At 46.8% G+C, this 24,844-nt stretch carries 22 protein-coding genes and 1 riboswitch; of the genes, 7 read left to right on the top strand and 15 right to left on the bottom strand.

The genetic code is table 11. The features are described 5' to 3' along the window. Positions 1-52: 52 nt before the first annotated feature. From VGD82_RS05270 to VGD82_RS05260, 3 genes are read left to right on the top strand one after another with little or no spacing between them, the layout of a single operon-like run. The gene (locus VGD82_RS05270; protein WP_331019405.1) at positions 53-805 is read left to right on the top strand and encodes an electron transfer flavoprotein subunit beta/FixA family protein; all 753 of its coding nucleotides are present in this window, start codon (positions 53-55) and stop codon (positions 803-805) included. Then, positions 802-1,734 carry an electron transfer flavoprotein subunit alpha/FixB family protein gene (locus VGD82_RS05265; protein ID WP_331019404.1) on the top strand — a complete coding sequence of 311 codons (933 nt, stop codon included), beginning with the start codon at positions 802-804 and terminating at the stop codon, positions 1,732-1,734. Before VGD82_RS05270 ends, VGD82_RS05265 begins: the two co-directional genes overlap by 4 nt. Positions 1,735-1,761: 27 nt before the next feature. Next, positions 1,762-2,538 carry a ferredoxin--NADP reductase gene (locus VGD82_RS05260; protein WP_135276780.1) on the top strand — a complete coding sequence of 259 codons (777 nt, stop codon included), beginning with the start codon at positions 1,762-1,764 and terminating at the stop codon, positions 2,536-2,538. A gap of 25 nt (positions 2,539-2,563) precedes the next feature. Here the strand turns inward: VGD82_RS05260 and VGD82_RS05255 are convergent, their stop codons facing one another. The 6 genes from VGD82_RS05255 to VGD82_RS05230 form a co-directional block, all read right to left on the bottom strand. Then, positions 2,564-3,205, bottom strand: coding sequence for a VTT domain-containing protein (locus VGD82_RS05255; RefSeq protein WP_331019403.1), 642 nt, complete (start codon positions 3,203-3,205; stop codon positions 2,564-2,566). Between the two features lie 220 nt (positions 3,206-3,425). Continuing rightward, positions 3,426-4,937, bottom strand: a complete 1,512-nt coding sequence (gndA, locus tag VGD82_RS05250; protein WP_135276782.1) for an NADP-dependent phosphogluconate dehydrogenase — start codon at positions 4,935-4,937, stop codon at positions 3,426-3,428. A 288-nt stretch (positions 4,938-5,225) separates the two neighbouring features. Then, positions 5,226-5,444, bottom strand: a complete 219-nt coding sequence (locus VGD82_RS05245; RefSeq protein WP_331019402.1) for a hypothetical protein — start codon at positions 5,442-5,444, stop codon at positions 5,226-5,228. Positions 5,445-5,606: 162 nt separating this feature from the next. Continuing rightward, positions 5,607-8,411, bottom strand: a complete 2,805-nt coding sequence (locus tag VGD82_RS05240) for a bifunctional diguanylate cyclase/phosphodiesterase (RefSeq protein WP_331019401.1) — start codon at positions 8,409-8,411, stop codon at positions 5,607-5,609. Between the two features lie 155 nt (positions 8,412-8,566). Continuing rightward, entirely contained in the window at positions 8,567-8,929 is a 363-nt protein-coding gene (locus VGD82_RS05235) for a hypothetical protein (RefSeq protein WP_331019400.1), read from the bottom strand. 67 nt (positions 8,930-8,996) lie between these two features. Further along, positions 8,997-9,974 (bottom strand): L-threonylcarbamoyladenylate synthase, encoded by a 978-nt coding sequence (locus tag VGD82_RS05230; RefSeq protein WP_331019399.1) that lies wholly within the window; start codon positions 9,972-9,974, stop codon positions 8,997-8,999. Between the two features lie 118 nt (positions 9,975-10,092). On the opposite strand from VGD82_RS05230, the gene VGD82_RS05225 reads away from it, so the two are divergent. Next, the gene (locus VGD82_RS05225; RefSeq protein WP_331019398.1) at positions 10,093-10,419 is read left to right on the top strand and encodes a cupin domain-containing protein; all 327 of its coding nucleotides are present in this window, start codon (positions 10,093-10,095) and stop codon (positions 10,417-10,419) included. 8 nt (positions 10,420-10,427) lie between these two features. Here VGD82_RS05225 and alkB read toward each other — a convergent pair whose 3' ends face one another. Then, positions 10,428-11,063, bottom strand: a complete 636-nt coding sequence (alkB, locus tag VGD82_RS05220; protein ID WP_331019397.1) for a DNA oxidative demethylase AlkB — start codon at positions 11,061-11,063, stop codon at positions 10,428-10,430. Between the two features lie 82 nt (positions 11,064-11,145). On the opposite strand from alkB, the gene VGD82_RS05215 reads away from it, so the two are divergent. Next, positions 11,146-11,754 (top strand): DNA-3-methyladenine glycosylase, encoded by a 609-nt coding sequence (locus VGD82_RS05215; RefSeq protein WP_331019396.1) that lies wholly within the window; start codon positions 11,146-11,148, stop codon positions 11,752-11,754. A 6-nt stretch (positions 11,755-11,760) separates the two neighbouring features. Here the strand turns inward: VGD82_RS05215 and VGD82_RS05210 are convergent, their stop codons facing one another. Then, positions 11,761-12,714 carry a hypothetical protein gene (locus VGD82_RS05210; RefSeq protein WP_331019395.1) on the bottom strand — a complete coding sequence of 318 codons (954 nt, stop codon included), beginning with the start codon at positions 12,712-12,714 and terminating at the stop codon, positions 11,761-11,763. Positions 12,715-13,013: 299 nt separating this feature from the next. Here VGD82_RS05210 and VGD82_RS05205 point away from each other — a divergent pair, with 299 nt between their 5' ends. Continuing rightward, on the top strand, positions 13,014-14,234 hold the full coding sequence (locus VGD82_RS05205; protein WP_331019394.1) for an MFS transporter: 1,221 nt from the start codon (positions 13,014-13,016) through the stop codon (positions 14,232-14,234). A gap of 14 nt (positions 14,235-14,248) precedes the next feature. Next, complete coding sequence (locus tag VGD82_RS05200) at positions 14,249-14,599, top strand: DUF4186 domain-containing protein (RefSeq protein ID WP_331019393.1); 351 nt, start codon at positions 14,249-14,251, stop codon at positions 14,597-14,599. Here VGD82_RS05200 and VGD82_RS05195 read toward each other — a convergent pair. From VGD82_RS05195 to VGD82_RS05165, 7 genes are all read right to left on the bottom strand, one after another. Then, positions 14,596-15,801, bottom strand: a complete 1,206-nt coding sequence (locus VGD82_RS05195; RefSeq protein ID WP_331019392.1) for an NnrS family protein — start codon at positions 15,799-15,801, stop codon at positions 14,596-14,598. The genes VGD82_RS05200 and VGD82_RS05195 overlap by 4 nt on opposite strands. A gap of 102 nt (positions 15,802-15,903) precedes the next feature. After that, entirely contained in the window at positions 15,904-18,198 is a 2,295-nt protein-coding gene (locus tag VGD82_RS05190; RefSeq protein WP_331019391.1) for an EAL domain-containing protein, read from the bottom strand. Next, entirely contained in the window at positions 18,191-18,418 is a 228-nt protein-coding gene (locus VGD82_RS05185; RefSeq protein WP_331019455.1) for a DUF3820 family protein, read from the bottom strand. Before VGD82_RS05185 ends, VGD82_RS05190 begins: the two co-directional genes overlap by 8 nt. 234 nt (positions 18,419-18,652) lie before the next feature. Then, a complete protein-coding gene (locus tag VGD82_RS05180) occupies positions 18,653-20,698 on the bottom strand; it encodes a putative bifunctional diguanylate cyclase/phosphodiesterase (protein WP_331019390.1) in 2,046 nt (681 codons plus the stop codon). 1 nt (position 20,699) lies between these two features. Beyond that, positions 20,700-22,424 (bottom strand): putative bifunctional diguanylate cyclase/phosphodiesterase, encoded by a 1,725-nt coding sequence (locus tag VGD82_RS05175; protein WP_331019389.1) that lies wholly within the window; start codon positions 22,422-22,424, stop codon positions 20,700-20,702. A gap of 18 nt (positions 22,425-22,442) precedes the next feature. Continuing rightward, the gene (locus tag VGD82_RS05170) at positions 22,443-22,895 is read right to left on the bottom strand and encodes a response regulator (RefSeq protein ID WP_331019388.1); all 453 of its coding nucleotides are present in this window, start codon (positions 22,893-22,895) and stop codon (positions 22,443-22,445) included. After that, positions 22,885-24,504, bottom strand: coding sequence for a sensor histidine kinase (locus VGD82_RS05165; RefSeq protein WP_331019387.1), 1,620 nt, complete (start codon positions 24,502-24,504; stop codon positions 22,885-22,887). Before VGD82_RS05165 ends, VGD82_RS05170 begins: the two co-directional genes overlap by 11 nt. A gap of 98 nt (positions 24,505-24,602) precedes the next feature. Further along, a riboswitch (cyclic di-GMP riboswitch) is annotated at positions 24,603-24,690 on the bottom strand. Positions 24,691-24,844: the final 154 nt, after the last annotated feature.

The following is a 24,844-nucleotide window of genomic DNA, read 5'->3' as shown; positions in this document are numbered from 1 at the left end:
ATATATATTATACGCTGATGTAAAATACGCAGCAATTACTGAGGAAATTGCAATGAAAATATTGGTCGCAATAAAACGTGTAGTAGATTACAACATCAAAGTACATATCAAGCCTGATGGCTCTAATGTAGAGATTGATGGCGTAAAGATGAGTGTAAACCCATTTGATGAAAATGCAATCGAAGAAGCCTTAAAACTAAAGGAAAAAGGCATTGCATCTGAAGTGGTAGTAGTCTCTATGGGTAGCGCAGCGAATCAAGATGTATTAAGACACGGCCTGGCCATGGGCGCCGATCGCGCGGTACTGATTGATAGCGATGAAGAACTACAACCGCTGGCAGTTGCCAAACTACTGAAAGCCTTGGTAGAGCGTGAGCAACCGGGCTTGGTTATGCTGGGCAAGCAAGCGGTCGATGATGACGCAGGACAAACGGGGCAAATGTTAGCTGCATTGCTAAACTACCCGCAGGCTACTTACGTATCAGCAATTACCATTAACGGTAACGAAGTGGTAGCCACCCGTGAAGTAGATGGCGGCACAGAAACCATAGGCTTAAACCTGCCAGCAGTAATTACCGCGGACCTGCGCTTGAACAATCCGCGCTTTGTGAAACTGCCAAACTTAATGATGGCGAGAAAAAAACCGATTGAGACAATCAAAGCTGCTGAATTTGGTGTAGATACCAAACCGCGGCTACAGTTGTTAAAAGTATCAGAGCCGCCAGCAAGAAAAGCTGGCATTAGAGTGAGCAGCGTACAAGAATTGCTGACGAAATTGCGCGAGCACGAAGGAATACAACTATGAAAACCCTAATTCTAGCCGAACATAACGGCACCACACTGAGCGCATCAGTTTACCAAGCGGTAACGGCTGCACAGTTCTGGAACACCCCGATTGATATTTTAGTGACTGGCAACAACATCAGCGCTATTGCACAGCAAGCCGCTTTAATTGATGGCGTAGCGCATGTTATTCAAATCGATGCCGAGCACTTAGCTCACCAATTAGCTGAAGATGTCTCACAGATTATTGCCAATATTGGTAATGAATACAGCGTAGTGTTAGCTGCACATTCATCATTTAGCCGTAACATACTGGCACGCGCCGCTGCGCTGCTTGATGTTGCTATGATTTCTGACGTGCTGGAAATTAAAGATAACAACACCTACGTGCGTGCAGTATACGCCGGCAACATACACACCACTGTACAAAGTGCAGACCGCATCCAACTACTGTCTGTACACAGCAGCAACTTTGGCGCAGCCAGTGCGCACACGCAAAGCGCTGAAATCACCACAGTAGCAGCGCCAGCACAACAGCATCAAACACGCTGGTTGTCTGAAACACGCACATCTTCAGACCGTCCGGCACTCAGCACGGCAAAAATCGTTATTTCTGGCGGCAGGTCTTTAGGCAGCGCAGAAACCTTTGAACAAATGCTCGCACCGTTAGCAGCTAGACTAGGTGCAGCATTGGGTGCGACCAGAGCTGCGGTAGACGCAGGCTACGCACCAAACGATATTCAGGTGGGCCAAACCGGCGTAACCGTAGCCCCTGATTTATATATCGCGGTTGGTGTTTCAGGTGCCGTGCAACATACCTACGGCATGAAAGACAGCAAAGTCGTGGTTGCCATCAATCAAGACCCAGATGCCCCTATCTTCCAAGTGGCAGATTACGGGCTAGTTGCCGACCTATTTGAAGTGATTCCAGAGCTGACTGCAGCCATTTAAAAAAATTTAAACTAAAAGAAACTAACTATGAGTAAATATTCTACCGAACGCATCTTAAGCGTACACCACTGGAACGACACCCTGTTCAGCTTTAAAACCACACGCGACCCTGGCTTACGCTTTGAAAATGGCCAGTTTGTAATGATCGGGCTTGAGGTTGATGGCCGCCCACTTACGCGCGCTTACAGTATTGCCAGCCCGAACTATGAAGAGCATCTAGAGTTCTTTAGTATTAAAGTGCCGAATGGCCCGCTTACATCAAGATTACAGCACTTGAAAGTGGGTGACGACCTGCTAGTAAGTAAAAAACCGACAGGCACATTGGTGACTCACGATTTGAAACCAGGTAGAAATCTTTACTTTTTATCAACAGGTACAGGTCTAGCACCGTTCATGAGCCTGATTCAAGACATCGAAGTATATGACCGCTTTGAAAAAGTAGTGTTAATCCACGGTGTACGTCATGTGAACGAATTGGCTTATGCTGACTTTATTGAAAAAGAACTACCAAACAATGAGTTCTTTGGTGAAGAAGTACGTAAAAAACTGATTTACTACCCAACTGTGACCAGAGACCCATTCCGCAATCAAGGCCGCTTAACTGACCTGATTAACTCAGGCAAACTATTTGAAGATATCGGCCTACCGCCGCTAGACCCAGCAAATGACAAAGCCATGATTTGCGGTAGCCCACAAATGCTGAAAGACACCGAAGAGCTATTGGACTCAAGAGGCTTTATCGTGTCACCGCGTGTAGGCCAACCCGGTGACTACGTAATTGAGCGTGCTTTCGTAGAGAAATAAGACTTTAAAAAGAGCAGTATCAACCTCAAGCACGTGATTGGATCATGTGCTTGAGAAACACCCAAACCGCAGGCAAGCTAGGAATAACAATTAGCGCCAACGCCACCAAAGAGAAGTTAGCCTGTACCCACGGGTGATTACCCACCAAAAAGCCGATACCGGTTAAGCCACACACCCAAATCAGGCCACCAATCACATTATAAAAAGCAAATTTTGGATAGGTCATCTGCGCTACGCCAGCAACAAACGGAGTAAACGTGCGGATAAATGGTAGAAACCTGCCCACCACGATAGTGATAGCACCATGCTCTTCATAAAATGCATGTGTCTTATTAAAAGCATCTTTATTAAACCAGCGCGAATTTTCCCAGGCAAAAACCTTATGCCCTACCCATTTACCCACAGAGTAATTGAGCGCATCACCGCTAATAGCTGCTAGCGACAGTAAAACCATCAACACCGGCAAACTCATACCACCAATCGCAGCAATAGCACCCGCCACAAACAACAGTGAATCTCCCGGTAAGAAAGGCATAGCCACCAAGCCGGTTTCTATAAATATGATGAGAAACAACAGCACGTAAATCCACATACCCCAAGTACTAGCGACAACCGCCAAATGCTTATCCAAATGCAAAAACAAATCCAACATATTCTGTATATCCATATCTAAAGCGCACCTACTTGCTGCTCAGCAAAGTCATGGCTTATATTTAAGTAACGATTAATCTCTAGCGTGTGAAACTTTAGCAAGCTAACGTGTAATGGTAAGCGCTACTGCTTAATATACCAATCCGTAGCCATCGCAAGAGTCAAAGCCGTCACATTATAGCGTTAGGACAATAAAAAACCCGCCGTTAAGCGGGTTTTTTATCGTTTAGAACTTATTACACTTCTAATTGTGGGCGACCAGCTTCAGGCCAATCCAAGTGGAAGAACTGACCACGTGGTTGATCTTTACGCTCGTAAGTATGCGCACCAAAGTAGTCACGTTGACCTTGTAGCAAGTTTGCTGGCAGGTCTGCACTGCGGTAGCCATCGTAATAAGCCATTGCAGAAGCAAAACCTTGCGCCGGGATACCGTTGGTGACTGCCAAGGCAATCACTTTACGCCAGCCTGCTTGACCTTCGTTCATCGCTTGTGTGAAGTATGGATCTAGCATCAAGTTTTTGAGACGTGAGTTCAATGCGTAAGCATCAGTGATTTTTTGCAAGAAACGTGCACGGATAATACAACCGCCGCGCCAGATTTGTGCGATTTCACCGAAGTTCAATTTCCAGTTGTAAGCCACTTGTGCTTTGTCGATCAATTGGAAACCTTGAGCGTATGCACAAATTTTAGAGCAATATAAAGCGTTCTTAATCGCTTCAATAATTGCTTTCTTATCAGACTCAACTTTAATCACTGGACCTTTAAGGATTTTGCTTGCTTCAACGCGCTCTTCTTTTAAGCTTGATAATGCACGTGCGTATACCGCAGCTGCAATCGCGTTAGCTGGTGCGCCTAATTCAAGCGCATTCGCTGCTGTCCATTGACCTGTACCTTTTTGACCAGCTGTATCCAAGATTTGGTCAACCAAGAAACCTTTACCCATTGGATCTTTTTGTTGCAGGATATCAGCAGTAATTTCAATCAAGAAGCTTGATAATTCGCCTTTGTTCCACTCAGCAAATACTTTACCGATTTCATCCGCTTGCATGCCAAGCAGATTTTTCATCAACCAGTAAGCTTCACAGATCAATTGCATATCGATGTATTCGATACCGTTGTGCACCATTTTTACGTAGTGACCAGCACCGTCTGGACCGATGTATTCAGCACATGAGAAGCCGCCTTCTACTGGCTTACCTGGTTTGCCGCCTTCTAAAGGCTCGCCTGTTACTGGGTCAACTTTAGCTGCAATATCACGCCAGATTGGCTCTAAGCTCGCCCAAGCTTTACGTGTACCTGATGGCATCAATGATGGGCCGAAACGTGCACCTGTTTCACCGCCTGAAACACCAGAACCGATGAAATCAATACCTTTAGCCGCTAATTCTTTTTCGCGACGGATAGTGTCTGTCCACAACGCGTTACCACCATCAATAATGATGTCGCCTTGCTCTAAGAATGGCAATAGTGCGTTGATGGTTACATCAGTTGCGCTACCAGCTTTAACTAGCAAGATGATTTTACGTGGGCGTTTGATACTTAAAACAAATGAAGCCAAGTCAGCATGACCAACAACGTTGGCATGTGAAGGTTCATTTTTTTTGCAATCTTCAATGAAATTCACCATTTTTTTTGGGTCACGGTTGTAAACCGCAATGGTGTAGCCATGATCGGCAATATTCAGAGCCAGGTTCTGGCCCATAACAGCTAGGCCAACTAGGCCAATATCAGCATTCTTCGTAGTCATTTATCTTCTCTTTTGGAGTTGTTTAATGGAAAGGTTTTTTTGGTAGGCAAGATTATAGAACTTTTTTATGAATTAATTGCTGAAAATTGACGTAGATCAGAGAATTATTTTCAACTTATCACAAGATTCGGCATAAATTGCTAAAACTGCGGATAAAGTTAGAGTTTGCACGTGCAGATTAAAGTCATCATCACCCGTGCGCAGCCTAATGCAATTGAGATGCAGGCGTTGAGGCATATTAACCTTAACTGGTAGTTGCTACGCGATAACCGTTGAGAATACGAACCTTTAATAATCGCTGCTTCTGCCAGTTGAGTAGCCTGCTGGCACGTCATTCTGCCATGCGCCACAATCGGCACAGCAATGATCATGCATAGTGGGACTTAACACCAGTCGCATGCTTTTGCACATTTTGCAATGCGGCACATTCTCATCGGCGACTTTATGATGCAAGCGATGATGCTCAGTCGCCACCTTGCTACTGCCTAACCCGTATTTATTATCCATGGCAGACTCCATGTTCGATATTAAGTTTACGCTAGTAAAGTTACGCCTCTTTCATGAAGCCAGCAAGTCATTTAACACTTCACAATTACTACTTACCTATCTTAAACATCACGCAAGCGTAATTTGCCCTCACTTACCCCAAGCACTTCATACCAACACTGATTAAACCAGGCCTTGGGTCCAATCTGGAGCTTGCTTGTAAGACTCCACCCATTGCTGTACATCGTCTGCGCACATAGGGCGAGCTACCCCATAGCCTTGCACCACAGAACATCCCATACGTAGCAACCAAAGCCCCTGTTCTGAGTTTTCCACGCCCTCTGCCACCACTTTACGCTTGAAGTCTCGACTCAAGCTGATGACACCGGCCACCACAGCCAAATCATCCACGTCTTGCAGCATATCGCGCACAAATGACTGGTCAATTTTAATAGTTTCTACCGGCAGGCGGCGTAAATAGGTAAGTGAAGAGTAGCCTACGCCAAAGTCATCCAGCGCAAAGCTGATGCCCAGCTGTTTACAACTGTTAATGGTGTTAGCAACGCCTGAAACGTCTTCAATCGCGGCGGTTTCTGTAATTTCCAGCTCAATTTTATGCGGGGCAATTTCAGGGAACTCAGACAGCAATAAAATCAGACGCTCGGTAAAGTTAGATTGCACAATATGCTTAGCTGAAATATTCACACTAACTTGGAAATCTAGACCGGCAGCCTGCCATACGCGAATTTGCCCTAAGGCCTCGCGTATCACCCACTCACCCAACGGAATAGAGAAATCCGTATCTTCTACCAGTGGGAGGAAAGTAGCTGGTGAGCGTAGACCCAACTCAGGGTGGTCCCAACGAATCAATGCTTCCATGCCAACCACTTTGCCTTGGCGCAAGTCTACTTTGGGCTGGTAATATAGGCGGAACTCTTGGTTAGGCAATGCCGCTTCTACACGCTCACGATCCTGACGTAGACCTCTGAATTGACGGTCATGATGTGAGTCAAACTGCTGCACACGGCTACCGCCGTTGAGTTTTGCCTGATACATCGCATGGTCGGCATGCCTTAACAAGGTGTCAGGCTCGCAGCCATCATCAGGGAAAATAGTGTAGCCAATGCTAGAAGACACGGTCACGGATTTATCGCCTATGCTATAGGGCGTTTTAATCACGCTCAGCAAGCGTTCCAGCGTCTGTACGCATTCATCCACATTTTGCAATCCGCATAGCAGTACCGCAAACTCATCGCCGCCTAAACGCGCCACCGTATCACTATCACGCAAACAAGCGCTCATACGCACAGCAAGCTGCACCAATAGATAATCGCCAGCCTCATGCCCTAAGGTATCATTGACCGGTTTAAAACCATCTAAGTCCAAACAGCAAACCGCCAACAGTTCACCGGAGCGCTCGGCCCTTGCCAGCGCTTGCTGCAAACGGTCAGACAGTAAAGCGCGATTAGGTAGTTGTGTCAGCGGATCATGGTAAGCCATACGCTCCAGATTTTGCTGTTGCTCTTTGGCTTGGGTAATATCGGAGAACAAGCCCACAAAGTTTTTAATCTGATTAGCTTCATCACGCACGCAAAAGATATCGAGCCAGGCGGCATAAACATCACCGTCTTTACGACGACTCCATGTCTCTCCACGCCACTCACTGTTACTTTCCGCCTGTAGCCATAACATATCAAGCAGACTGTCATCATAAGTGACAAAACCTAGCTCCTGCGGCACACGACCTAGAGCATCATCGCGTGAGTAACCGGTAATTTGAGTAAATGCATAATTGACTTCAACAATGTTGGCATGGGCGTCTGTAATAAAAATACCATCATGCGCATGATCAAACACACTGGCAGACAAGCGCATGCGTTCAGCATTCTGGCGCAGGGTATCGATAGACTCACGCAGTTTCTGCCGCATTTCCAGCACGCTCGCCATTAAGGTATCTGGCTTGGCGTGCAAACCATCCTGTGCCAAATCACCCGCAGCAATGCGTTTTACCACGTCAATCGCTAGCGCAGGGTCACCACCGATAGGGTTCAGAATCAGGCGTCTTAATTGCCACAAAATAATCACTATCAATAAAGTGCCAAGCAAAATACCGGCAAATACAACAAACCATGCATTCGCTAAACTGACAGCGCGTGCCTCACTGAGCGGGTATGCCACAATGACGTTAAAGCCCCATTTAGGCACACTCTCAGTGACAAACTCCCAGTTATCAGGACGAGACTGCAACAAGCTTACTGCTTTGGCAGCAGTAATATGTGATGAAAGGAAGCGAATATTATTGGTTTCATCCAATATCACCGCAAAGCCCGTGGTGAGCTGACGCATGTTTTGTACGGTATCGCGCAGCACTTTAATATCGACTTTATAGCCGATATAGTAAGCACCAATCACATTACCGCTGACATCAATAAGTGGATCGTAGCGCGTGATATAAGGCTGGCCCAAAATATCCACCACGCCGCTATACTCTTTACCAGCCAACAAGGCACGGATCACTTTGCCTTTGGGGTTAAGCAATGTCCCGACAGCACGAGTGCCATTCTCACGCTTAACATTAGTAGCAACACGTACAAAACTATCACCAGAGCGCACAAACATTGTGGCGGTGCCGCCAAACAGGTCGCTAACGCCATCCACCAAATCAAAATGCCCTGTGATTTCAGTACTGCCCATTTTGAGATTAGGTAGGGACTGTGCCTGCAACTGCACCACACCATCAATGTTAACTTCCCCAAGTTGCTGAGTGCGTTGCTTCAATAAACGCATAGCCGCATTGGCTTGCTCACTGACCAGCTCCTCAGTGACATCTAAAAGCCTGACTAAGGTATGCGCTTGCTCAGTTGCGCCGGCATGAATATGCCCTAACTGTTGCGAGGCTTGCTGGCCTGTTAAAACAAAAGGCGCTACCGTTAGCAGTACTAACACGGGCAGCAGGAAACGCCAAATTGTGGAAATCTTTTTTTGCATAAAGGACTAGAAGCCTAGGTTGAAATTATCCTATCATAATTTCATCGGGTTACAGGGCGCGAACAGTCTGAATCACCAATAAAATTAAGATTGCCAGTTACAAATAATCAAAAAAGCATCATCCAGCTACAGGCTGACGATATTTTTTGAAAATACTATTTTTTCAACTGCGGCTTGCAATTAACGTAAGCTATTTTTTCACCGTCATTAAGCGTGGTGGCATCACCATTAATGACTAATGCAATCAATCCACTCGCATAACGGCGGCTGTCATCGCTTGATTTTGGTAAATTAACTTCATGATCAGGGTAGATTAGCCAAGCATCGCTACCATTGTTCAACATACGCACGTAAAAGTGTTTATCTCCATCACAGACGTACTCAGTTGCGTCTTTCGGATTACGCGATTGCTCGCTGCTTTTAGCGCCAAAAGGGTTGCTTAAACCAATGGAGCTACAGGCGGAGATTAATACCGCCAACAAAAAGGCCAGAACAAACTGTTGTAATTTAATAATCATATTTAAAACCTAAATTATGCGAACAAATCACTTAAATGAACTTAAGCAATCCGTAATATACAACAAATTATCGATATCCCGCGCGACTTAATCTATCCAGCACCGCCAGCCATATGGGTAGATTGGGCGGCAACTCCACCAGCAAACGGTCAACTTTCATCGCGTCCAAGTCATGCAATGTGCTGTACAACAACTCTGCTACTTTGTCAGGCGAGTTCGGCAGGTTCACATGTGGACAATTTGGCACATCTCCATCACCAAGCAGCATAGCCGCACAAGATAAACCTGCCAGCTGTAGCCTCTCATTCTCTTGCTTCAGTGACGCTCGGTCTTTAAACAACAGCAAGGGGGTACGCGGTGAGTAATGTAAAGCATGCTGACCTGGCACTTTAGGTATTGGCTGGGCGGCATCACCGCCCGTCGCAGCTGGCACGTGCGGATGGGCTGCACGCTCAGCAACGACAGCAATTGCTTGTTCACTGATCATGCCCGGGCGCAGCAGTTGCCACTGCCCATCGGCATTGACGCTCACGATGGTAGACTCTATCCCCACGTCACAGGCACCGCCATCTAGCACTGGAACGGCTTCACCCAAGCCAGCCTCAACATGGGCGGCTGTAGTGGGGCTAAGCTGTGTAAATAAATTAGCAGAAGGGGCAGCAACACTTAAACCGCCCTGCGTCAGCAACGCCAAAGCCACCGGATGCTTAGGAATGCGTAGCGCGACCGTAGGTTCATCGCCACGCACTACGCGCGAGACATGAGGCTGTGCTGGCAACACCAAAGTCAACGGGCCAGGCCAGAATGTGCTTGCCAGTGCAATGGCAACATCAGGAAAAGTGGTCACCCAATCCTGCACTTGGTTTATGTCACCGATATGTACAATCAAAGGGTGGTCTGCCGGGCGCTGTTTAATCGCGAAGATTTTCCTCAGTGCGCTATCATTAGTCGCATCTGCGGCCAAGCCATAGACCGTTTCGGTAGGAATCGCAACGACACCGCCCTGTTTAAGCTCGGCGATTGCCTGTTCTAAACTAACACGCATAATATTTAACGATAACTAAAATGTGCATTTTACTACTTTACGCGCATCCGCACCTAAATTAGAACATTTCAGCTTTATGGCCTGATGGGATAAAATGGATTTTTTAAAAGGAAGACTCATGACCCAAATCACTGTTGAAAAAAATCCAAGCCAACAACGTTTAGAAGCTTTGAACGTAAGCAAATGGCCAACATGGGAGAAAGAAGTTTCTGTTTTCCCATGGACGTTCCCTGAACAAGAAATTGCATATATTCTAGAAGGTGAATGCGTGATTACGCCAACTGGCGGCACACCGGTAACCTTTAGCAAAGGTGATTTAGTCACTTTTCCAGCAGGCATGACCGCAAGCTGGGAAGTTAAAAAACCGCTACATAAACACTACCAGTTAGATGGCTCTAAACTTTGCCAAATCTACCGCCGCATTAAACTTGCGTTAAAGCTATAAGCTTTTCATTACCCAGCTTTACGAAAAGTAAGATTAATACGACTTTCTCCTAGAGCTGGGTGCGTACTGGCCTTCAGTGGCAACACGCCATGATAGCGTAAACGTGCATCCCCGCCCCACACCACCACATCGCCATGATAGAGCGGAAAACTCAAAGTTTTATCCGCACGCTTAAAACCACCAAACTGAAACATTGCAGGCACACCTAAAGACACCGAAACGATAGGCTGCGTGAAATCTCGCTCGTTTTTATCTTGATGCAAACCCATGCGCGCACCGGTTAGATAGCGATTAATTAAACAGGCATCTGGGATAAAGTCAGCATAGCCTACCGTTAATGCAGCCGCTTGTGATAAAGCTAAAAAACTGGCAGGCATAGACGGCCACGGCTTATGTGTAAGCGGGTCTAAGTGAGCATAACGGTATCCTTGGCGATCTGTCACCCAACCTAATTCACCACAATTGGTCATGGCAACCGACATCGCAAAACCGCTAGGCGTGACCATATGACGCAACGGCGCCTGTGTGATGATGCTTGTTAAATCTGCTAGTAAAGTTGCTTCATCTTTAAGCGCAAAACCCTTGAGCAGAATCACACCAGCAAGTGCAGTTTCGGCAGGCTTTATGTTGCCAAATAAATCCAAGCTAAATCACTCCACTCATATGTTTCTGCTTTGTTTAATCAGAATATTGAACAATATTAAAGCGGATGCTTATAATCACAGCATGAACGCTCCTTACCAACAGGCTGAAGACTTTTTACGGACGATTGACAACGACTGGGCACAGTTGATTGACAACGTTGGTGCATGCAAGTTTACAACAAAAAGTGAACGTGACCCTTACGAGGCATTAGTGCGTGCCGTAGCGTATCAACAGCTCAACACCAAGGCTGGTGACGCTATTTTAAAAAAGCTGGTTAATCATTATGGGCAATTTCCACAGCCGCCACAGCTACTAGCCACCACATTTGATGAGCTACGTGCGGTGGGCTTTTCTGGCAGAAAAATAGAAACGCTGCAAGGCATTGCAAACGCAGCTTTAAGCGGATTAGTCCCCACACAGGCAATGGCGGACAGCATGAGCAATGAAACCTTAATCCAACAAATTACTACCATTAAAGGCATAGGCCAATGGACGGTAGAAATGATGCTGATGTTTACTTTAGCGCGCATGGACATTTTGCCCGCGGATGACTTTGCTATTTTAGAAGGCTACAAACGGCTGAAAAAACTGGAAACCGCGCCTAAACGCAAACAAATGGCTGAAATTGGCCAGGCTTGGAGCCCTTATCGCACAGTCGCCAGCTGGTATTTGTGGCGGGTGCCTAAATAAGCTAGGTTAATGGCTGACCCATGCGATGGTGATTCCTTGCTCCCGTGCGATTTGTTCAAACAAAGGGATGGCATCTTGCAAATGCTTTAAATAAGAGAATGCGGTTTCTTGATGAAAGCCTAGCACTAGCACCTGCTTGTTATGCGCAATCAGTGTGTTAAAAATTTTCACCAGTTGCTGCGTATTGGTGTAATCAGCCAAGCTGCCATTATTGGGGTACTCCGTCACCGAGGCGGTTAACTGATAAGGCTCATCCAACACTGATGGATCAGGATGCAAGGCTTTCACCATTTGCGCCAAGCCGCTATTTTCTGCCCACTTAGTGGTCAGTAAGTTAGCATCGGTACGTGAGCTATCGAACACAAACTGATTCGCCTCCAACGCGCGCGCTAATTTAGGTCCTAGTTGCCAGCCGCCAGCCCTAAAATAACGAGGGCGTGCAAAACCCTGTTCTACTAATAAATTGGCACTGCAGGCAATTAACTTTGTTAAATCCTGCGCTGAATACGCATATTCCAAACTCACTGCATACCCACAATCACCCGCCTCACACCCCTCGCTTTGCGCTGCAAATGTAGGGGAATGTTGATATGGCACCTCACAAGCATCAAGCAGCGACTTCCAGCCATGAACATGCAGACCCATGCTATCTGCGGGTAAAAAGGTAGCGCGTATTTTCTCGGTTTCTAATGCAATATTGGCACCAGGACGTAACAAATACACTGGATTTAACAACTGCATCATGGGGATATGGGGGTACTGCTTGCGAAAAGCCTGCATCACTTCGATATTTTCATCATCGAGCGACCATCCTTCCCAATCGACAGTAACAAAGATTTTAATTGTGGGCTTGGTGTCACCCTCCGCGTAGCAATTTAAGCTGGGAAAAAAGCACAGAGCGGCCGCCAAACTTAGGCTCAGCAGTTTGAGGTAAGAATTAAAATGTGTCACGAAACGCATCAAATGGTTATCACGCTATGCAACAGAATGCGAAGTTGTATGATATTGCACCATTGCGACAAACACTCCCAATGGTGGTTAGTGCGCCTAATCTATATCGGTAGAATCACACTAGGTCAATGATGACTCATCGGCAAGTTCAGATAAATCTTTCAGCTTGCTTACTACCTTATTCACTGCACTAACCCGTACATTCTATCCGTTTAGCTATTCGCTTTAAATGTTTTTATCAACGCCAACAAGCCAATTCACTGTGACTGCTGATTAAGCAGAGCCTATTTGCACTTATAATGATGCCCATGGAATTATTTAAATATCATCAATTTGCTTTCGCCAAACTTTTGGCATTTCGTATTCAACTGGTACTTGCTTACCAAATATTAGCGGTAGTGGTCGGCTGGCATATTTATCAGATTACCCATAACCCATTGTCTTTAGGGTTAGTAGGTTTAGCCGAAGTGATCCCTTACTTCGCCTCCGCATTATTTGCTGGCCATGCAGTAGATCATTATTATTCACGCCGACTATTTGCTGGCTTGGCGGCAGTGTTGCTCACCATCAATGCCTTCACGCTTACCTTAGTAGCGCTAGGCTGGCTAGAAGGTAATATTACCTATTGGATTTACGGCTCTATTGCCTTTACCGGCGTGGCACGTGCTTTTATTGCGCCTAGTTACAATACTTTGTTCGCCGTCATCCTGCCGCGTGAGCAATATGCACGCGCTGCGGGTATCGGCACCTCTACCTTTCAGATAGGCTTGGTATTAGGCCCAGCTATTGGCGGCATGCTAGTGGGGTTTGGCAGTAAGGCACTCGCGTACAGCGTTGCTACTGCGCTTTGCCTAGGTGCTGCCACCTCGATTGCTGTACTTAAGTTACAAGAACCTGAAAAAGCGGAAAGCATCCCTGTGTTTACCAGCATTGCACAAGGCCTGCGTTTTGTCTTTAGCAACCAAATCGTCTTAGGAGCGTTATCACTAGACATGTTTGCCGTATTATTTGGCGGTGCGGTTGCCATGCTACCTGCATTTATTCATGACATTTACCAAATGGGCCCGGAAAGTCTGGGCATTTTACGTGCGGCACCTGCATTAGGTGCCATTGCCACCGGGCTGTGGCTCACGCGGCACCCGATTAACTTGAATGCCGGGCGCTGGTTGCTCGGCACGGTTGCCGGGTTTGGCTTATGCATTATTGGCTTTGGCCTCAGCACTAGCTTTTGGATGGCAGCAATTATGTTGCTACTTTCTGGCGTGTTTGACGGTGTTTCTGTCATCACACGACAAACCATTATGCAGCTTGCCACACCGGACGCTATGCGCGGACGTGTCTCTGCTATTAATGGTATATTTATCGGCTCTTCTAATGAGTTGGGCGCGTTTGAATCAGGATTGACAGCACGGCTGATGGGCTTGGTGCCATCTGTAGTATTTGGTGGCTTCATGACATTAAGCGTAGTCGGTATCACTGCCAAACTGGCACCAAAGCTACGCAAACTAGAGCTACACCAGCTGCACTAAGCCTAGCCAGCAACGTGAGAGACCTAGACCAATTATTTGCCGCCCTAGCGCAATCCACGTTCAGAACCAGCTTTGAGTTACGCGCTAAAGATTTAGCCTATTTACGGCAAAAAGGCTTATCTACCCTGTTGGACCATGCCGAGGACTTTATAGGCAAACGTCTGGCACCCGCCAGCATCGACAACGATGGCAAACAAACGCCGATGCACGGTCACCCCGTGTTTGTAGCGCAGCATGCCACTGCTTGCTGCTGTCGTGGCTGCTTGCAGAAATGGCACCAAATTCCGCAAGGGTGTGCGCTCAGCTTAGCAGAGCAAGCTTATATTGTTGTTGTACTGGAGCGCTGGCTACAAAGCAGGGTTTAACCAGGGCTACCATCGACTCTAGGCTTGTACAGTATGGGCGCATATAGCCATAGAAAAATTGCAAACGCCATTATCCAGCATAGCGCAGAGGCAATAATCCAACTCGGGTAAAGCTGCATGGCAAAGATTGGTGCAAATACGCGCAATAGCAAACTTAACATTACGGCAATAAAGGTTGGTATTAACCACACCGATGAAACACGGATATCACGCCCGGTATGCCCCAACGCCACGCGCGCCATCATGGCTAGACTCATTAGACCTATGCCGCCAATTGTGAACAGGTGCAATACCAAAATTAACGGAATAGCGTACAAGTTATGCAAGCCATAGAGCAGGAACCCTAAATTAATCATCCATGCCGATAAATATAGGCTCCATAACAATGGCACACGCCAGATGCCCCACACATGCCAGCGAGATAAGCGGTAACCATTCATCATAAACAAAGCTATCGCAAAGTAAGGCGTTAATTCAGCGTGCCGATAAAAAATCTCATTGATAAATAAGGCTAGAAACGCCACTAAAATTCCGGTATCCAGCCATTGATAATGCTGAATTTTAAATGGCTGTGATACGCCGCGTTCTATGAAAAATGGAATAACGCGACGCCCTATCATTAGAATCAAACCGATCAGCAACAAAACCGCGCCGTTAATGGCATACAACATGCCATCTTGCAGGATTTGATAGTAGCCCAAATAAAACACAATATTGCCAACCCATAGCATGGCGACCTTCACTATCACCGCGAGCTGCGGCCACTGCTTTGCACGAAAGATTGGCATGCTAATGGCGATAATCAACATTAAGCCAAACAGCAAATCGGCTATGGCGGCCCATAGCATTAAGCTGGTACCAAACAAAAATAGCAGGCGCGCACTGACCCACAATGCAAACAAACCCATCAATGGCTTACCGTGCGGGGTGGGCACACCGGTCCAATTGCGTACTGCAGTGAGTAAAAAGCCAGCAACCACGGCGAGGCCGTAGCCATACAACATTTCGTGTGCATGCCACTGCGCATTGGTAATCGATTGAATCTGCACAAAACCGTGCCCGCTATACACTAGCACCCACCAAACAATAGATAGAATGGCAAAAATACCTGCGCCTAGGAAGAATGGGCGAAACCCAAGGTTGAATAATGCACAGCCTTTGGCCGGGCTAGTTTTACGCATCTGAATTTGCACAACTGCCATAGTCATCATGCCTTTCATTGAAAATGTGGCATTAATCTTAGCGCAAGCTGAATCAGATTAAATTGATTTAGGACAGGTTATTGGAACGCGCACTAAATAATTTTAATGATTATTTTTTTGATGTTCAGACAAAAACTGCATGAAATCAGCGAATGACTTAGGCTTAGAAATGAGGTAGCCCTGACCATAGTCACACTCAAAACCAGTTAACATCCGTGCTTGTGCTTCAGTCTCTATACCCTCAGCTACCACCGTCATCCCTAGCTTATGCGCCATGCTGGTAATGGCTTCACACAAAATTGCATCTTGATTATTTGCCTGTAGATTATGTGTAAAGGAACGGTCAATTTTTACATACTCGATATCAAACTTGTTTAAATAAGCCAGCGCAGAATAACCGGTACCAAAATCATCGATAGAAAACTGAATACCAAAATCGCGTAACGCGGAAATCGTATTAACGACTGACAGGCTAGGCTGGAGTAATAGGCCCTCTGTGATTTCAATACAAATATGGCGCCCTGCCAAACCCGCATTAACTATGGCGGTTTTCCAAGCTAGCAAGCGCTCTGGCCTGATAAACTGTTTGGGAGATACGTTCACACTGACTTGGAAATCTGGTGAATATTGCGCATGAACGTGCTTGATATCATGGAGCACCTGATTAAATACCCACGCCCCAATTTCTTCTATGAGGCCAGTTTCTTCGGCAAGTGCAATAAACTCTGAAGGGTTAATCCGCCCTTTGAGAGGGTGATTCCATCGAATCAAGGCCTCTGCCTTTAAAATCTCTTGTGTATCCAAGTTGATGATTGGCTGGTAATAAAGCTCGAACTGTTGCTGCGCAATCGCCTCTCGCAAGTCATTCATGAGCGCCAGTCTTGTTGTCGTATCAAGCTGCATGGAGGCTTGAAAGAACTGAAAGCGGTTACGGCCCAGTTTTTTGGCTTCATACATCGCCTGATCTGCATAACTAAACAAAGCCTCGGGATCAGAAGTATCGTTCGGATAGATGGTCAACCCTATACTCGCCGAGATGTAAAAAAGCTCATTATCAATCTGGAACGGCTGTTGCAGCACTGCCAATATTTTTTTTGAAGTTTTTTCCAGCGCTTCTTCGTTGTCAAAATCTGACATGACCACCATAAACTCATCACCGCCAAATCGGGCTGTAGTGTCATACGCCCTCACACAGCGTGTGATTCTATTGGCCGCTTCTTTAATCAGCTTATCTCCGATAGAGTGACCAGCGGTATCGTTTACATGCTTGAAGTTATCTAAATCTATAAACAATATACCCACTGGCGACAGCGACTCATCTGCTTTATCCATCGCCTGCCTTAATCGGCTGTCCAACAAGTGGCGATTTGGCAGGTCGGTTAAATAATCATAATTTGCCTGATGCCAAATCGTTTTCTGCGCCTCAAAATTTTGTCGCCTGATGGTCTGTTTTAATTTGAAAATCCTCATCAGCCCAAGGATTAAAAACAGGCTCGCGATAATAGCCACAGGGACTAACCAACGATTATATTGGTTGTCTGAGATCTGCCAATTTTCTAGTATCTCTTGGTTATTTCTGCCTATAGCCTGCAGGCCTTTATTCAATATGGACGCTAGTTCAGGCAGATCATCCCTGACAGCCATTGATACATCGGAGCTAAAAGGGGTCATCGCCACTTTTTCCACAAACTTCAAACGATGCACCACAATATGATAATCAATAATTATCTCGTTACCGATATAGGCATCAACCCGCTGCAACCTTAACTCTTCTATCGCCTCGTCTGCAATATCCACATATAGCAATTTAATTTGCGGGTAATTTGCCGCAATCTCTCTGGCTACCGGCCCATTTTTAAATACGGCAACGCGCTTATTATTAAGATCAGCCATCGAGGTGATTTCAAGGCGATCATTTGATTTTTTATTGACGTAGATTGCAAATGGGAAAGTTAAAAACGGATAAGGCTGCCGCTTGAATTGTGGATATTTGACGTTAGTGCTAACCACGCCTGAGATAACATCTACAGCAGAAGTGTTCATATTCTCAGAGTAATCTGAGAGCACAAACCGAATATCAAAAATACTGCTGAGTGCTTGCAGGTAATCCACACTGATCCCGCGGTGCTGATTACTCTCTAGTTTGAACTCTATAGGCATCCACCCATGCTTAACTGCCACACGTACCTCTGGATGCGTCTTTAGCCAGGCAACTTCATTCGGTGTTAACTGGATTTCACCATACTTGTGATGAACTTTTACGCTGTTTTCGCTTTTAATAGCTACTGGTATAAGCAGAATGCTCAACCCAAGCACAAATAACAGCGCTCTTAGCTGCGCGACACTGAAACGATATTGCTTGATAGCGCGCAGATCAATAAATGGTTTTTTAATCATTTTGAGCTGCCACTTTTCTGAGCGGATCCAGTAATTGCGACAAACCATTATGGTCTATTTCCTGCATTAACTGCAGTAAGCGGCCTAAGTCACCCGCAGGAAAGCCTTCTCTTGCAAACCAGTTTAAATAGTTGCCGGGCAAATCGGCAATCAGCCTACCCTTATATTTTCCATAAGGCATGGCTAGGGTAACTAATCGCTGTAAGTCTTCTGAGTTCATCATTGCAAGACGGACTTTATCACACTTTGGCACTCCATTATCTGTGCAATAGCGCCGCCCTTACCCCTAGCCAGCTACAGGCAAGCTATACCGTATTTAGGCTGGGGAATATTGGCGCCAGATTAAGCACTGGGTAAGTGATATCAAAGCCGTTAAAAAATAGTTTTTAGGTGGGAAAGTAGCCTCAGGTTTGTGGCGAAAACCACCCTTAATCTCTACATCAACAAGCTCTTATTAACTGTCTTGTAGCTTGCTACCATTTAACAACAGATCTAATTCTTCCACCGGCAAAGGTTTGCTGAACAGGAAGCCTTGGAAATAATCACAACGTCGCTCCCGCAGAAAGTCAGCCTGTTGCGCATTCTCCACACCCTCTGCCACACTGGTGAAGTTCATTGCTTGCGCCAAACCGAGTACCGCGCTGGCAATGGCACTGTCGTCATTATTATGTGGCAGGTTAAGCACAAAAGATTGGCAAATTTTCAAGGTGTCCACAGGAAAGTCTTTAAGGTAAGCCAGCGAGGAGGCGCCACTACCAAAGTCATCAATCGCTAGCGAAACGCCCAAGGCCTTAAGCTGTGTAAGTTTATTAACATCGCCAGTCGCGCTATCCATAAACATACTTTCGGTTAACTCCAGCTCTAGGAGCTCTGGCGGCAAGCCACTTTCCGCTAGAATCTCCGCCACATCGGCCACCAAGCCCGGATGTTTAAACTGACGCACAGAAAGGTTAACCGCTACCCGCACTGGCGTGCCAGCGTCATACCATGCCCGCCCTTGCTGGCATGAAGTTTTTAATACCCATTTGCCTACAGGAACAATCAGGCCACTTTCCTCCAGCAGCGAAATAAACTCTCCCGGGGCTACTAAGCCGCGCTCCGGGTGCTGCCAGCGCAACAGAGTTTCTACCGCGGTGACACGGCCGCCCTCTACTGCGATTTGTGGCTGATAATACAAAATGAACTCATTTCGATCCAAAGCATGGCGCAGGTGATTTTCCATCACCAAGCGCTCATAAGCTACCTCATCCATCTCTGAGGAGTAGAACTGGTAGTTATTACGGCCACGCTCTTTAGCGTGATACATCGCTACATCTGCTTTTTCCAGCAACACGTCTCTATCATCTTGGCCCGGGCGATAAAAGGTAATACCGATACTTGCCCCAACGAATACCTCGTGATCGTCCACCATGAACGGCAAACGCAGCGCATCGATAATTTTTTCTGCCACCACTGCTGCATCGCGCTCTTCCCGTACATTCACCAACACAACGGCAAATTCGTCACCACCCATCCTGGCCACCGTGTCAGACTCGCGGATACAAAGACTGACGCGGCTGCCTACTTGCTGCAACAGCTTATCGCCTACCCCATGTCCCAGTGTATCGTTGATATTCTTGAAGCGATCTAGATCGATAAACATGACCGCGATGGTATCGCTGGTACGATTAGCATATGTTTGTGCCTGTTGTAGACTTTCATTAAACAACAGTCGGTTCGGCAAGCCGGTCAACGTGTCGTAGTGGGCAAGGAAATGCAGCTGCTGCTGCGTGCGTTTGCTCTCGCTGATATCGCGCACGATGCACAACACCTGCTCTTCACTGGCTCGAATAAAACGGGACTCGTAATTAGCTACCCCTTGCGGCAATGCCATCTGATACTCAAAAGAAGTAATGTCACGGCCAGCCACTGCCTTTTCCAGGCAAAGCATGGCTTGATCAGCAACCCCCTCAGGCAAGGCTTCATGGATGGTTTTACCTAGAAAATGCTCAGGCTCGATATGTGTTTGAAAATCTTTAGCCGGTTTGCACTCTAAAAAGCGCCCTTCTAAATCAAGAAACAGCAGCAGATCGGGTACAGCCTCATACAAAGCGCGCACTTTGGCCTCGCTCTGGCGTAGCTCCAGCTCAGCGCGCTTACGCTCAATGGCATAACGCATCACCCGTAGCAGCCAGCGCCCATCCACGCTACCTTTCACCAGATAATCTTGGGCACCCGCCTGCGCCAACTCGGTCGCCAGCATTTCATCATCGTGCCCGGTCATCACCACAATCGGCACATCTGACACCACATCGTGCAGACTCCAGAAAGTGCTGCTGCCTTGCGAGTCTGGTAGTGATAAATCTAGCAGAATGATATCAAACTGCATTAAACATGCATGTGATATCGCCTTGCCTAAAGTATCGGCATGCGTAAGTGTGCACGCCGTAAGCACTTCGCGCAGCATAATATCGAGTAGCCGCGCGTCCCCTTGATTATCTTCTACCAGTAATATTTTCATACTATGCCGCCGTCACTGGGCCAAGATGCTGGCCACGCTCCAACAATGCGGTCGCGGCATCGCAAGGTAATGGATGGCAATACAGATAACCCTGCGCATCATCGTAAGCAAGATTACGCAAAGTATCGAGCTGTGCTGTGGTTTCTACACCGCCAGCCAGACCCTTCATGCGGAAGACATGGGCAACCTGTATCACGGCACGTGCCATATCAGCGCCATCAGTGCTGGCAGATGCGGCTTGAGTAAGCCGGCGATCCAGCTTAATCGCGTGGAACGGAAACTTACGCAGGTAATAGAATGAAGCACGGCCATTACCAAAGTTATCGAGTGCCAAACGCACGCCTAGCTGATTAAGTTTAGTGACTTGCTTGAGTGCGCACTCTTCGTCTTCCCATAGCGCATGCTCAGAAATATCAAGCTCTAGGCAATGCGAAGGCAAACCAGTCTCAGCCAGCACCGCAGAAACCTGCTCGGCAAAATCATCTTGCAGCAACTGACGTGAGGATAAATTAACAGACAGCACTAAAGGTGCATCTGCGGTCTCGCGCCAAACTTGGCCTTGTGTGCATACGCTACGTAATACCCACAAACCAACGTCCAGCACTAGTGGTGAGCTCTCCAACACATTCATAAACGCTGCTGGCAATAGCAGGCCACGAGTCGGATGCTGCCAGCGCAATAGTGACTCCATGCCATTGATATGGCCAGTTTTCACATCTACCTGTGGCTGATAGTTAATTACAAACTCGCCTTGTGTAACGGCGGTTGCGAGCTCACTGAGTAACACACGGTCTTCAGTAGCTCTATCATTCATATTGGCTGAAAAGAAACGGTAAGTATTCTGCATACCAATCTCAGCTTTAGCCTGATACATGGCAACGTCAGCATTGCGCACAAGTGACTCAAGGTTATCCGCATCTGTGGGATAAATACCGATACCGATGCTGACGCCAACATCCAATGCACGGCCATCAATTAGGAAAGGGTGTCCAATCGACTCAATAATCTTGCTGGTAGCAGCAACAGCGTCCTCTTCGTCATAAATATCGCTCAATATCATGGTAAATTCATCACCACCGATTCTGGCAACACAATCCGTTTCGCGCATGCAATCACGCAAGCGCTGCGCTACGCCTTGCAACAGCAAATCACCCACATAGTGGCCTAAGGTATCATTAATGGCTTTAAAGCCATTGAGATCGAGCAGCAAGAGAGCAAGCTTGGTATCGTGCCTGCGTGCTAAGGCAATAGAGCTTTTAAGGGTATCGTAAAAATGCTTACGGTTAGATAAACCAGTCAAACTGTCATGATGAGCAAGATGATTTAAACGCTCTTCCGTACGTTTACGCTCAATCGCATAGCGCAAAGAGCGTGTCAGCTGGTGTGCATCTACATAACCTTTTACTAGAAAATCTTGCGCACCCTGCTGCACAGACCTGACAGCCAAGCCTTCGTCGGCAATGCTGCTGAGCACTACAATCGGGATACCCGGCGCATTGGCATGTATTTTAAGCAGCGTATCTAGACCACTGCTATCTGGCAGCTCTATATCGAGCAAAATAGCGGTAATGTCCTGACTATCCAGTATAGCGAGCGCGGCATCCTGGCGATCAGCAGTCACCAAAGTGAAGCTCTCATTCTGATCCGCGGCCAATAGCTCGCGTACCAAGCGGATATCCCCTGGGTTATCTTCAACCAGTAAAATAGTCAGTGACGTGCTACTCATAGAGCCCCCATAACGCAGTTAATCTTTAACGTCCGATGGTAATTTAACGATGGTGAGCCAGAAGCTCTCTATCGCTTGAATCACCTTGATAAACTGATCTAAATCCACAGGCTTGCTTACGTAGCAATTTGCATGCAAATCGTAAGTGCGCAGGATATCTTTCTCAGCTTCAGAAGAAGTCACAATCACCACTGGGATACGTTTAAGTGCAGGGTCTGATTTGATTTCAGCTAATACCTCACGCCCGTCCTTTTTAGGAAGGTTTAGGTCTAGCAACACTACATCCGGTGTTGGCGCGTTTGCGTATTGGCCTTCTTTACGTAAGAACGCTAGCGCTTCCACGCCATCTTTAACCACATTCAGGTTGTTACTGATCTTACTTTCGCGCAATGCTTCTTGCGTTAATCTAACGTCGCCGGGGTTGTCCTCGGCTAATAAAAACTCAACCTGCCTACTCACTTCACTCTCCATGATGTTTCCTTTCCCCATGATGCATAGGTAAGGTGAAATAAAAAACTGCGCCTTTGCCAACTTCGGATTCTATCCAAATCTTCCCGCCATGCCGCTCAACGATCTTCTTGCACACAGAAAGACCAATGCCCGTGCCTGGATACTCATGCTTACCATGCAAGCGCTGAAAGATAATGAAAATACGTTCAAAGAAATCTGGGGCGATACCGATGCCGTTGTCGCGTACGGAAAACAACCATTCGCCCTCTTTTTTCTCTGCGCCCACATGAATAACGGGGGAAGTATCGCCGCGAAACTTGATGCCATTACCTATCAGGTTCTGGAACAACTGTGTGAGCTGCGAAACATCTGCATCCAGCCTAGGCATAGGATCACGAGTGACTACCGCACCTGATTCCTCAATCGCCAGACGCAAGTTAGACACTGCACGCTCTAGTGCTACTGAGGTCTCGCACGTTTCCATTTGCTTACCGTGGGTACCAATGCGAGACATGGTAAGCAAGTCAATAATCAGCGCCTGCATACGTGTAGCACCATCAACCGCATAACCGATAAACTCGTTCGCATCCTCATCCAGTTTGTCTTTATAGCGCCTTGCCAATAACTGTGTATAGCTGGCCACCATGCGTAAAGGCTCTTGCAAATCGTGTGAAGCTACATAAGCAAACTGCTCTAGCTCACGATTAGAGTTAGCCAGCTCCTCTGTACGCTGCGCCAAAGCCTCTTGGGTCTGTTTGAATGCCGTAATATCCGAGAACTCTGCAATGACTTGTGTCACTTTGCCGGCCGCGTCTTTAACGGCATTCATATTCATCCACGCCAAGTAATCATCACCTTGCTGGTTTCTCAACCAGATTTCCCCTTGCCACTGGCCGCCAGCTATCACTGTGGTCCAAAGGTCTTGGTATAAAGTTGGCTCCAGCTCTGCCAGCAAGTTTTGCATCGGCGTACCGATCAGCGCGTCGGAAGCATAGCCCGTAATTTTAGCCACCGACTTATTGACATGCAGCATACGGCCTTTTGCGTCAGCAATAATCACGGCCTCTAAGTTACTTTCAAACACTTGTGCCAGTAAGCGCAGCATTTCATGGTCAGCATGAAAATAAGCGGAGAGCGAAAGCTCAGAATCAAACATGGCGATTTTAGTAATCGCCTTGGAGTAGGCAAGAAAACGTTCAGCATCGTTACCCACCAAACGCATAACTTCAGGGAGTAACCAAGACAGATATTTGCTATATGCGCCTAAATACCAGCGCGGCTCCAAACCTATTTGCTGATAGGTAACACCCACCTGCAAACGGCTTTTAATATAGTCAGGGCCGTAATCTCCGGCAAAAACTTGCTTAAAGTATTCTTGTTGTTTTTGTTTAAGCTTTGACAATTGCTCCGGATTGCTAAGGCTAGCAGCCATTTCCGGGTGGGCATCAAAATGCTGAGATAACATGTCAGCAAAGGCATTTTCATTGGGCGCAAGTAAAGGGCCAAGCTCTTTGAGCAACTTGGAGTCTTGCTCGCTGAACTCAAGAAAATCCTTACGCGACTGAACTTCATCGGCGCTCGGGGTCATGCTGTCGATCAAAGCATCAACGGTAGGCTGGTGCAATAACATGTGTTCTCCCACAAAACTACTAATCTCGTTCCTGAATGACCAAGGGGAGCAGAAGATAAAATGGGAGTGATATTGAGAAGATACGGGAAAACCGCACATCTGGTACTCCCGCTATCTTAGAACTTACGCCCCTTAGACCGGTGATTTTGCGCCCTCGCTTTTCAGCTGAGTTTGCCTTTTTCAAATGCAATGCCGCATGAGTATCAGTACATTTATAAAATCAGTCAACCACCCATTCTAGTGAACAGCCTCTGTACCAAGCTTAGCTCTCGCACACAACCCTTCAATACAATCCACCGGATTTGATGCTTGCCATCAAGCCTAGTGATATGATGTAGAC

Source organism: Methylotenera sp., assembly GCF_036401095.1.
Taxonomy (GTDB): domain Bacteria; phylum Pseudomonadota; class Gammaproteobacteria; order Burkholderiales; family Methylophilaceae; genus Methylotenera.
The sequence above is the reverse complement of the archived record's forward strand: the minus strand, read 5'-3'. Positions and strand labels throughout refer to the sequence as shown.

Bases quoted from the DNA above. Each gene is read 5' to 3' on its own strand.
- VGD82_RS05270 (WP_331019405.1), top strand. From the start codon at position 53: ATGAAAATATTGGTCGCAATAAAACGTGTAGTAGATTACAACATCAAA.
- VGD82_RS05265 (WP_331019404.1), top strand. From the start codon at position 802: ATGAAAACCCTAATTCTAGCCGAACATAACGGCACCACACTGAGCGCA.
- VGD82_RS05260 (WP_135276780.1), top strand. From the start codon at position 1,762: ATGAGTAAATATTCTACCGAACGCATCTTAAGCGTACACCACTGGAAC.
- VGD82_RS05255 (WP_331019403.1), bottom strand. From the start codon at position 3,205: ATGGATATACAGAATATGTTGGATTTGTTTTTGCATTTGGATAAGCAT.
- gndA (WP_135276782.1), bottom strand. From the start codon at position 4,937: ATGACTACGAAGAATGCTGATATTGGCCTAGTTGGCCTAGCTGTTATG.
- VGD82_RS05245 (WP_331019402.1), bottom strand. From the start codon at position 5,444: ATGGATAATAAATACGGGTTAGGCAGTAGCAAGGTGGCGACTGAGCAT.
- VGD82_RS05240 (WP_331019401.1), bottom strand. From the start codon at position 8,411: ATGCAAAAAAAGATTTCCACAATTTGGCGTTTCCTGCTGCCCGTGTTA.
- VGD82_RS05235 (WP_331019400.1), bottom strand. From the start codon at position 8,929: ATGATTATTAAATTACAACAGTTTGTTCTGGCCTTTTTGTTGGCGGTA.
- VGD82_RS05230 (WP_331019399.1), bottom strand. From the start codon at position 9,974: ATGCGTGTTAGTTTAGAACAGGCAATCGCCGAGCTTAAACAGGGCGGT.
- VGD82_RS05225 (WP_331019398.1), top strand. From the start codon at position 10,093: ATGACCCAAATCACTGTTGAAAAAAATCCAAGCCAACAACGTTTAGAA.
- VGD82_RS05215 (WP_331019396.1), top strand. From the start codon at position 11,146: ATGAACGCTCCTTACCAACAGGCTGAAGACTTTTTACGGACGATTGAC.
- VGD82_RS05210 (WP_331019395.1), bottom strand. From the start codon at position 12,714: ATGCGTTTCGTGACACATTTTAATTCTTACCTCAAACTGCTGAGCCTA.
- VGD82_RS05205 (WP_331019394.1), top strand. From the start codon at position 13,014: ATGGAATTATTTAAATATCATCAATTTGCTTTCGCCAAACTTTTGGCA.
- VGD82_RS05195 (WP_331019392.1), bottom strand. From the start codon at position 15,801: ATGGCAGTTGTGCAAATTCAGATGCGTAAAACTAGCCCGGCCAAAGGC.
- VGD82_RS05190 (WP_331019391.1), bottom strand. From the start codon at position 18,198: ATGATTAAAAAACCATTTATTGATCTGCGCGCTATCAAGCAATATCGT.
- VGD82_RS05185 (WP_331019455.1), bottom strand. From the start codon at position 18,418: ATGAACTCAGAAGACTTACAGCGATTAGTTACCCTAGCCATGCCTTAT.
- VGD82_RS05180 (WP_331019390.1), bottom strand. From the start codon at position 20,698: ATGAAAATATTACTGGTAGAAGATAATCAAGGGGACGCGCGGCTACTC.
- VGD82_RS05175 (WP_331019389.1), bottom strand. From the start codon at position 22,424: ATGAGTAGCACGTCACTGACTATTTTACTGGTTGAAGATAACCCAGGG.
- VGD82_RS05170 (WP_331019388.1), bottom strand. From the start codon at position 22,895: ATGGAGAGTGAAGTGAGTAGGCAGGTTGAGTTTTTATTAGCCGAGGAC.
- VGD82_RS05165 (WP_331019387.1), bottom strand. From the start codon at position 24,504: ATGTTATTGCACCAGCCTACCGTTGATGCTTTGATCGACAGCATGACC.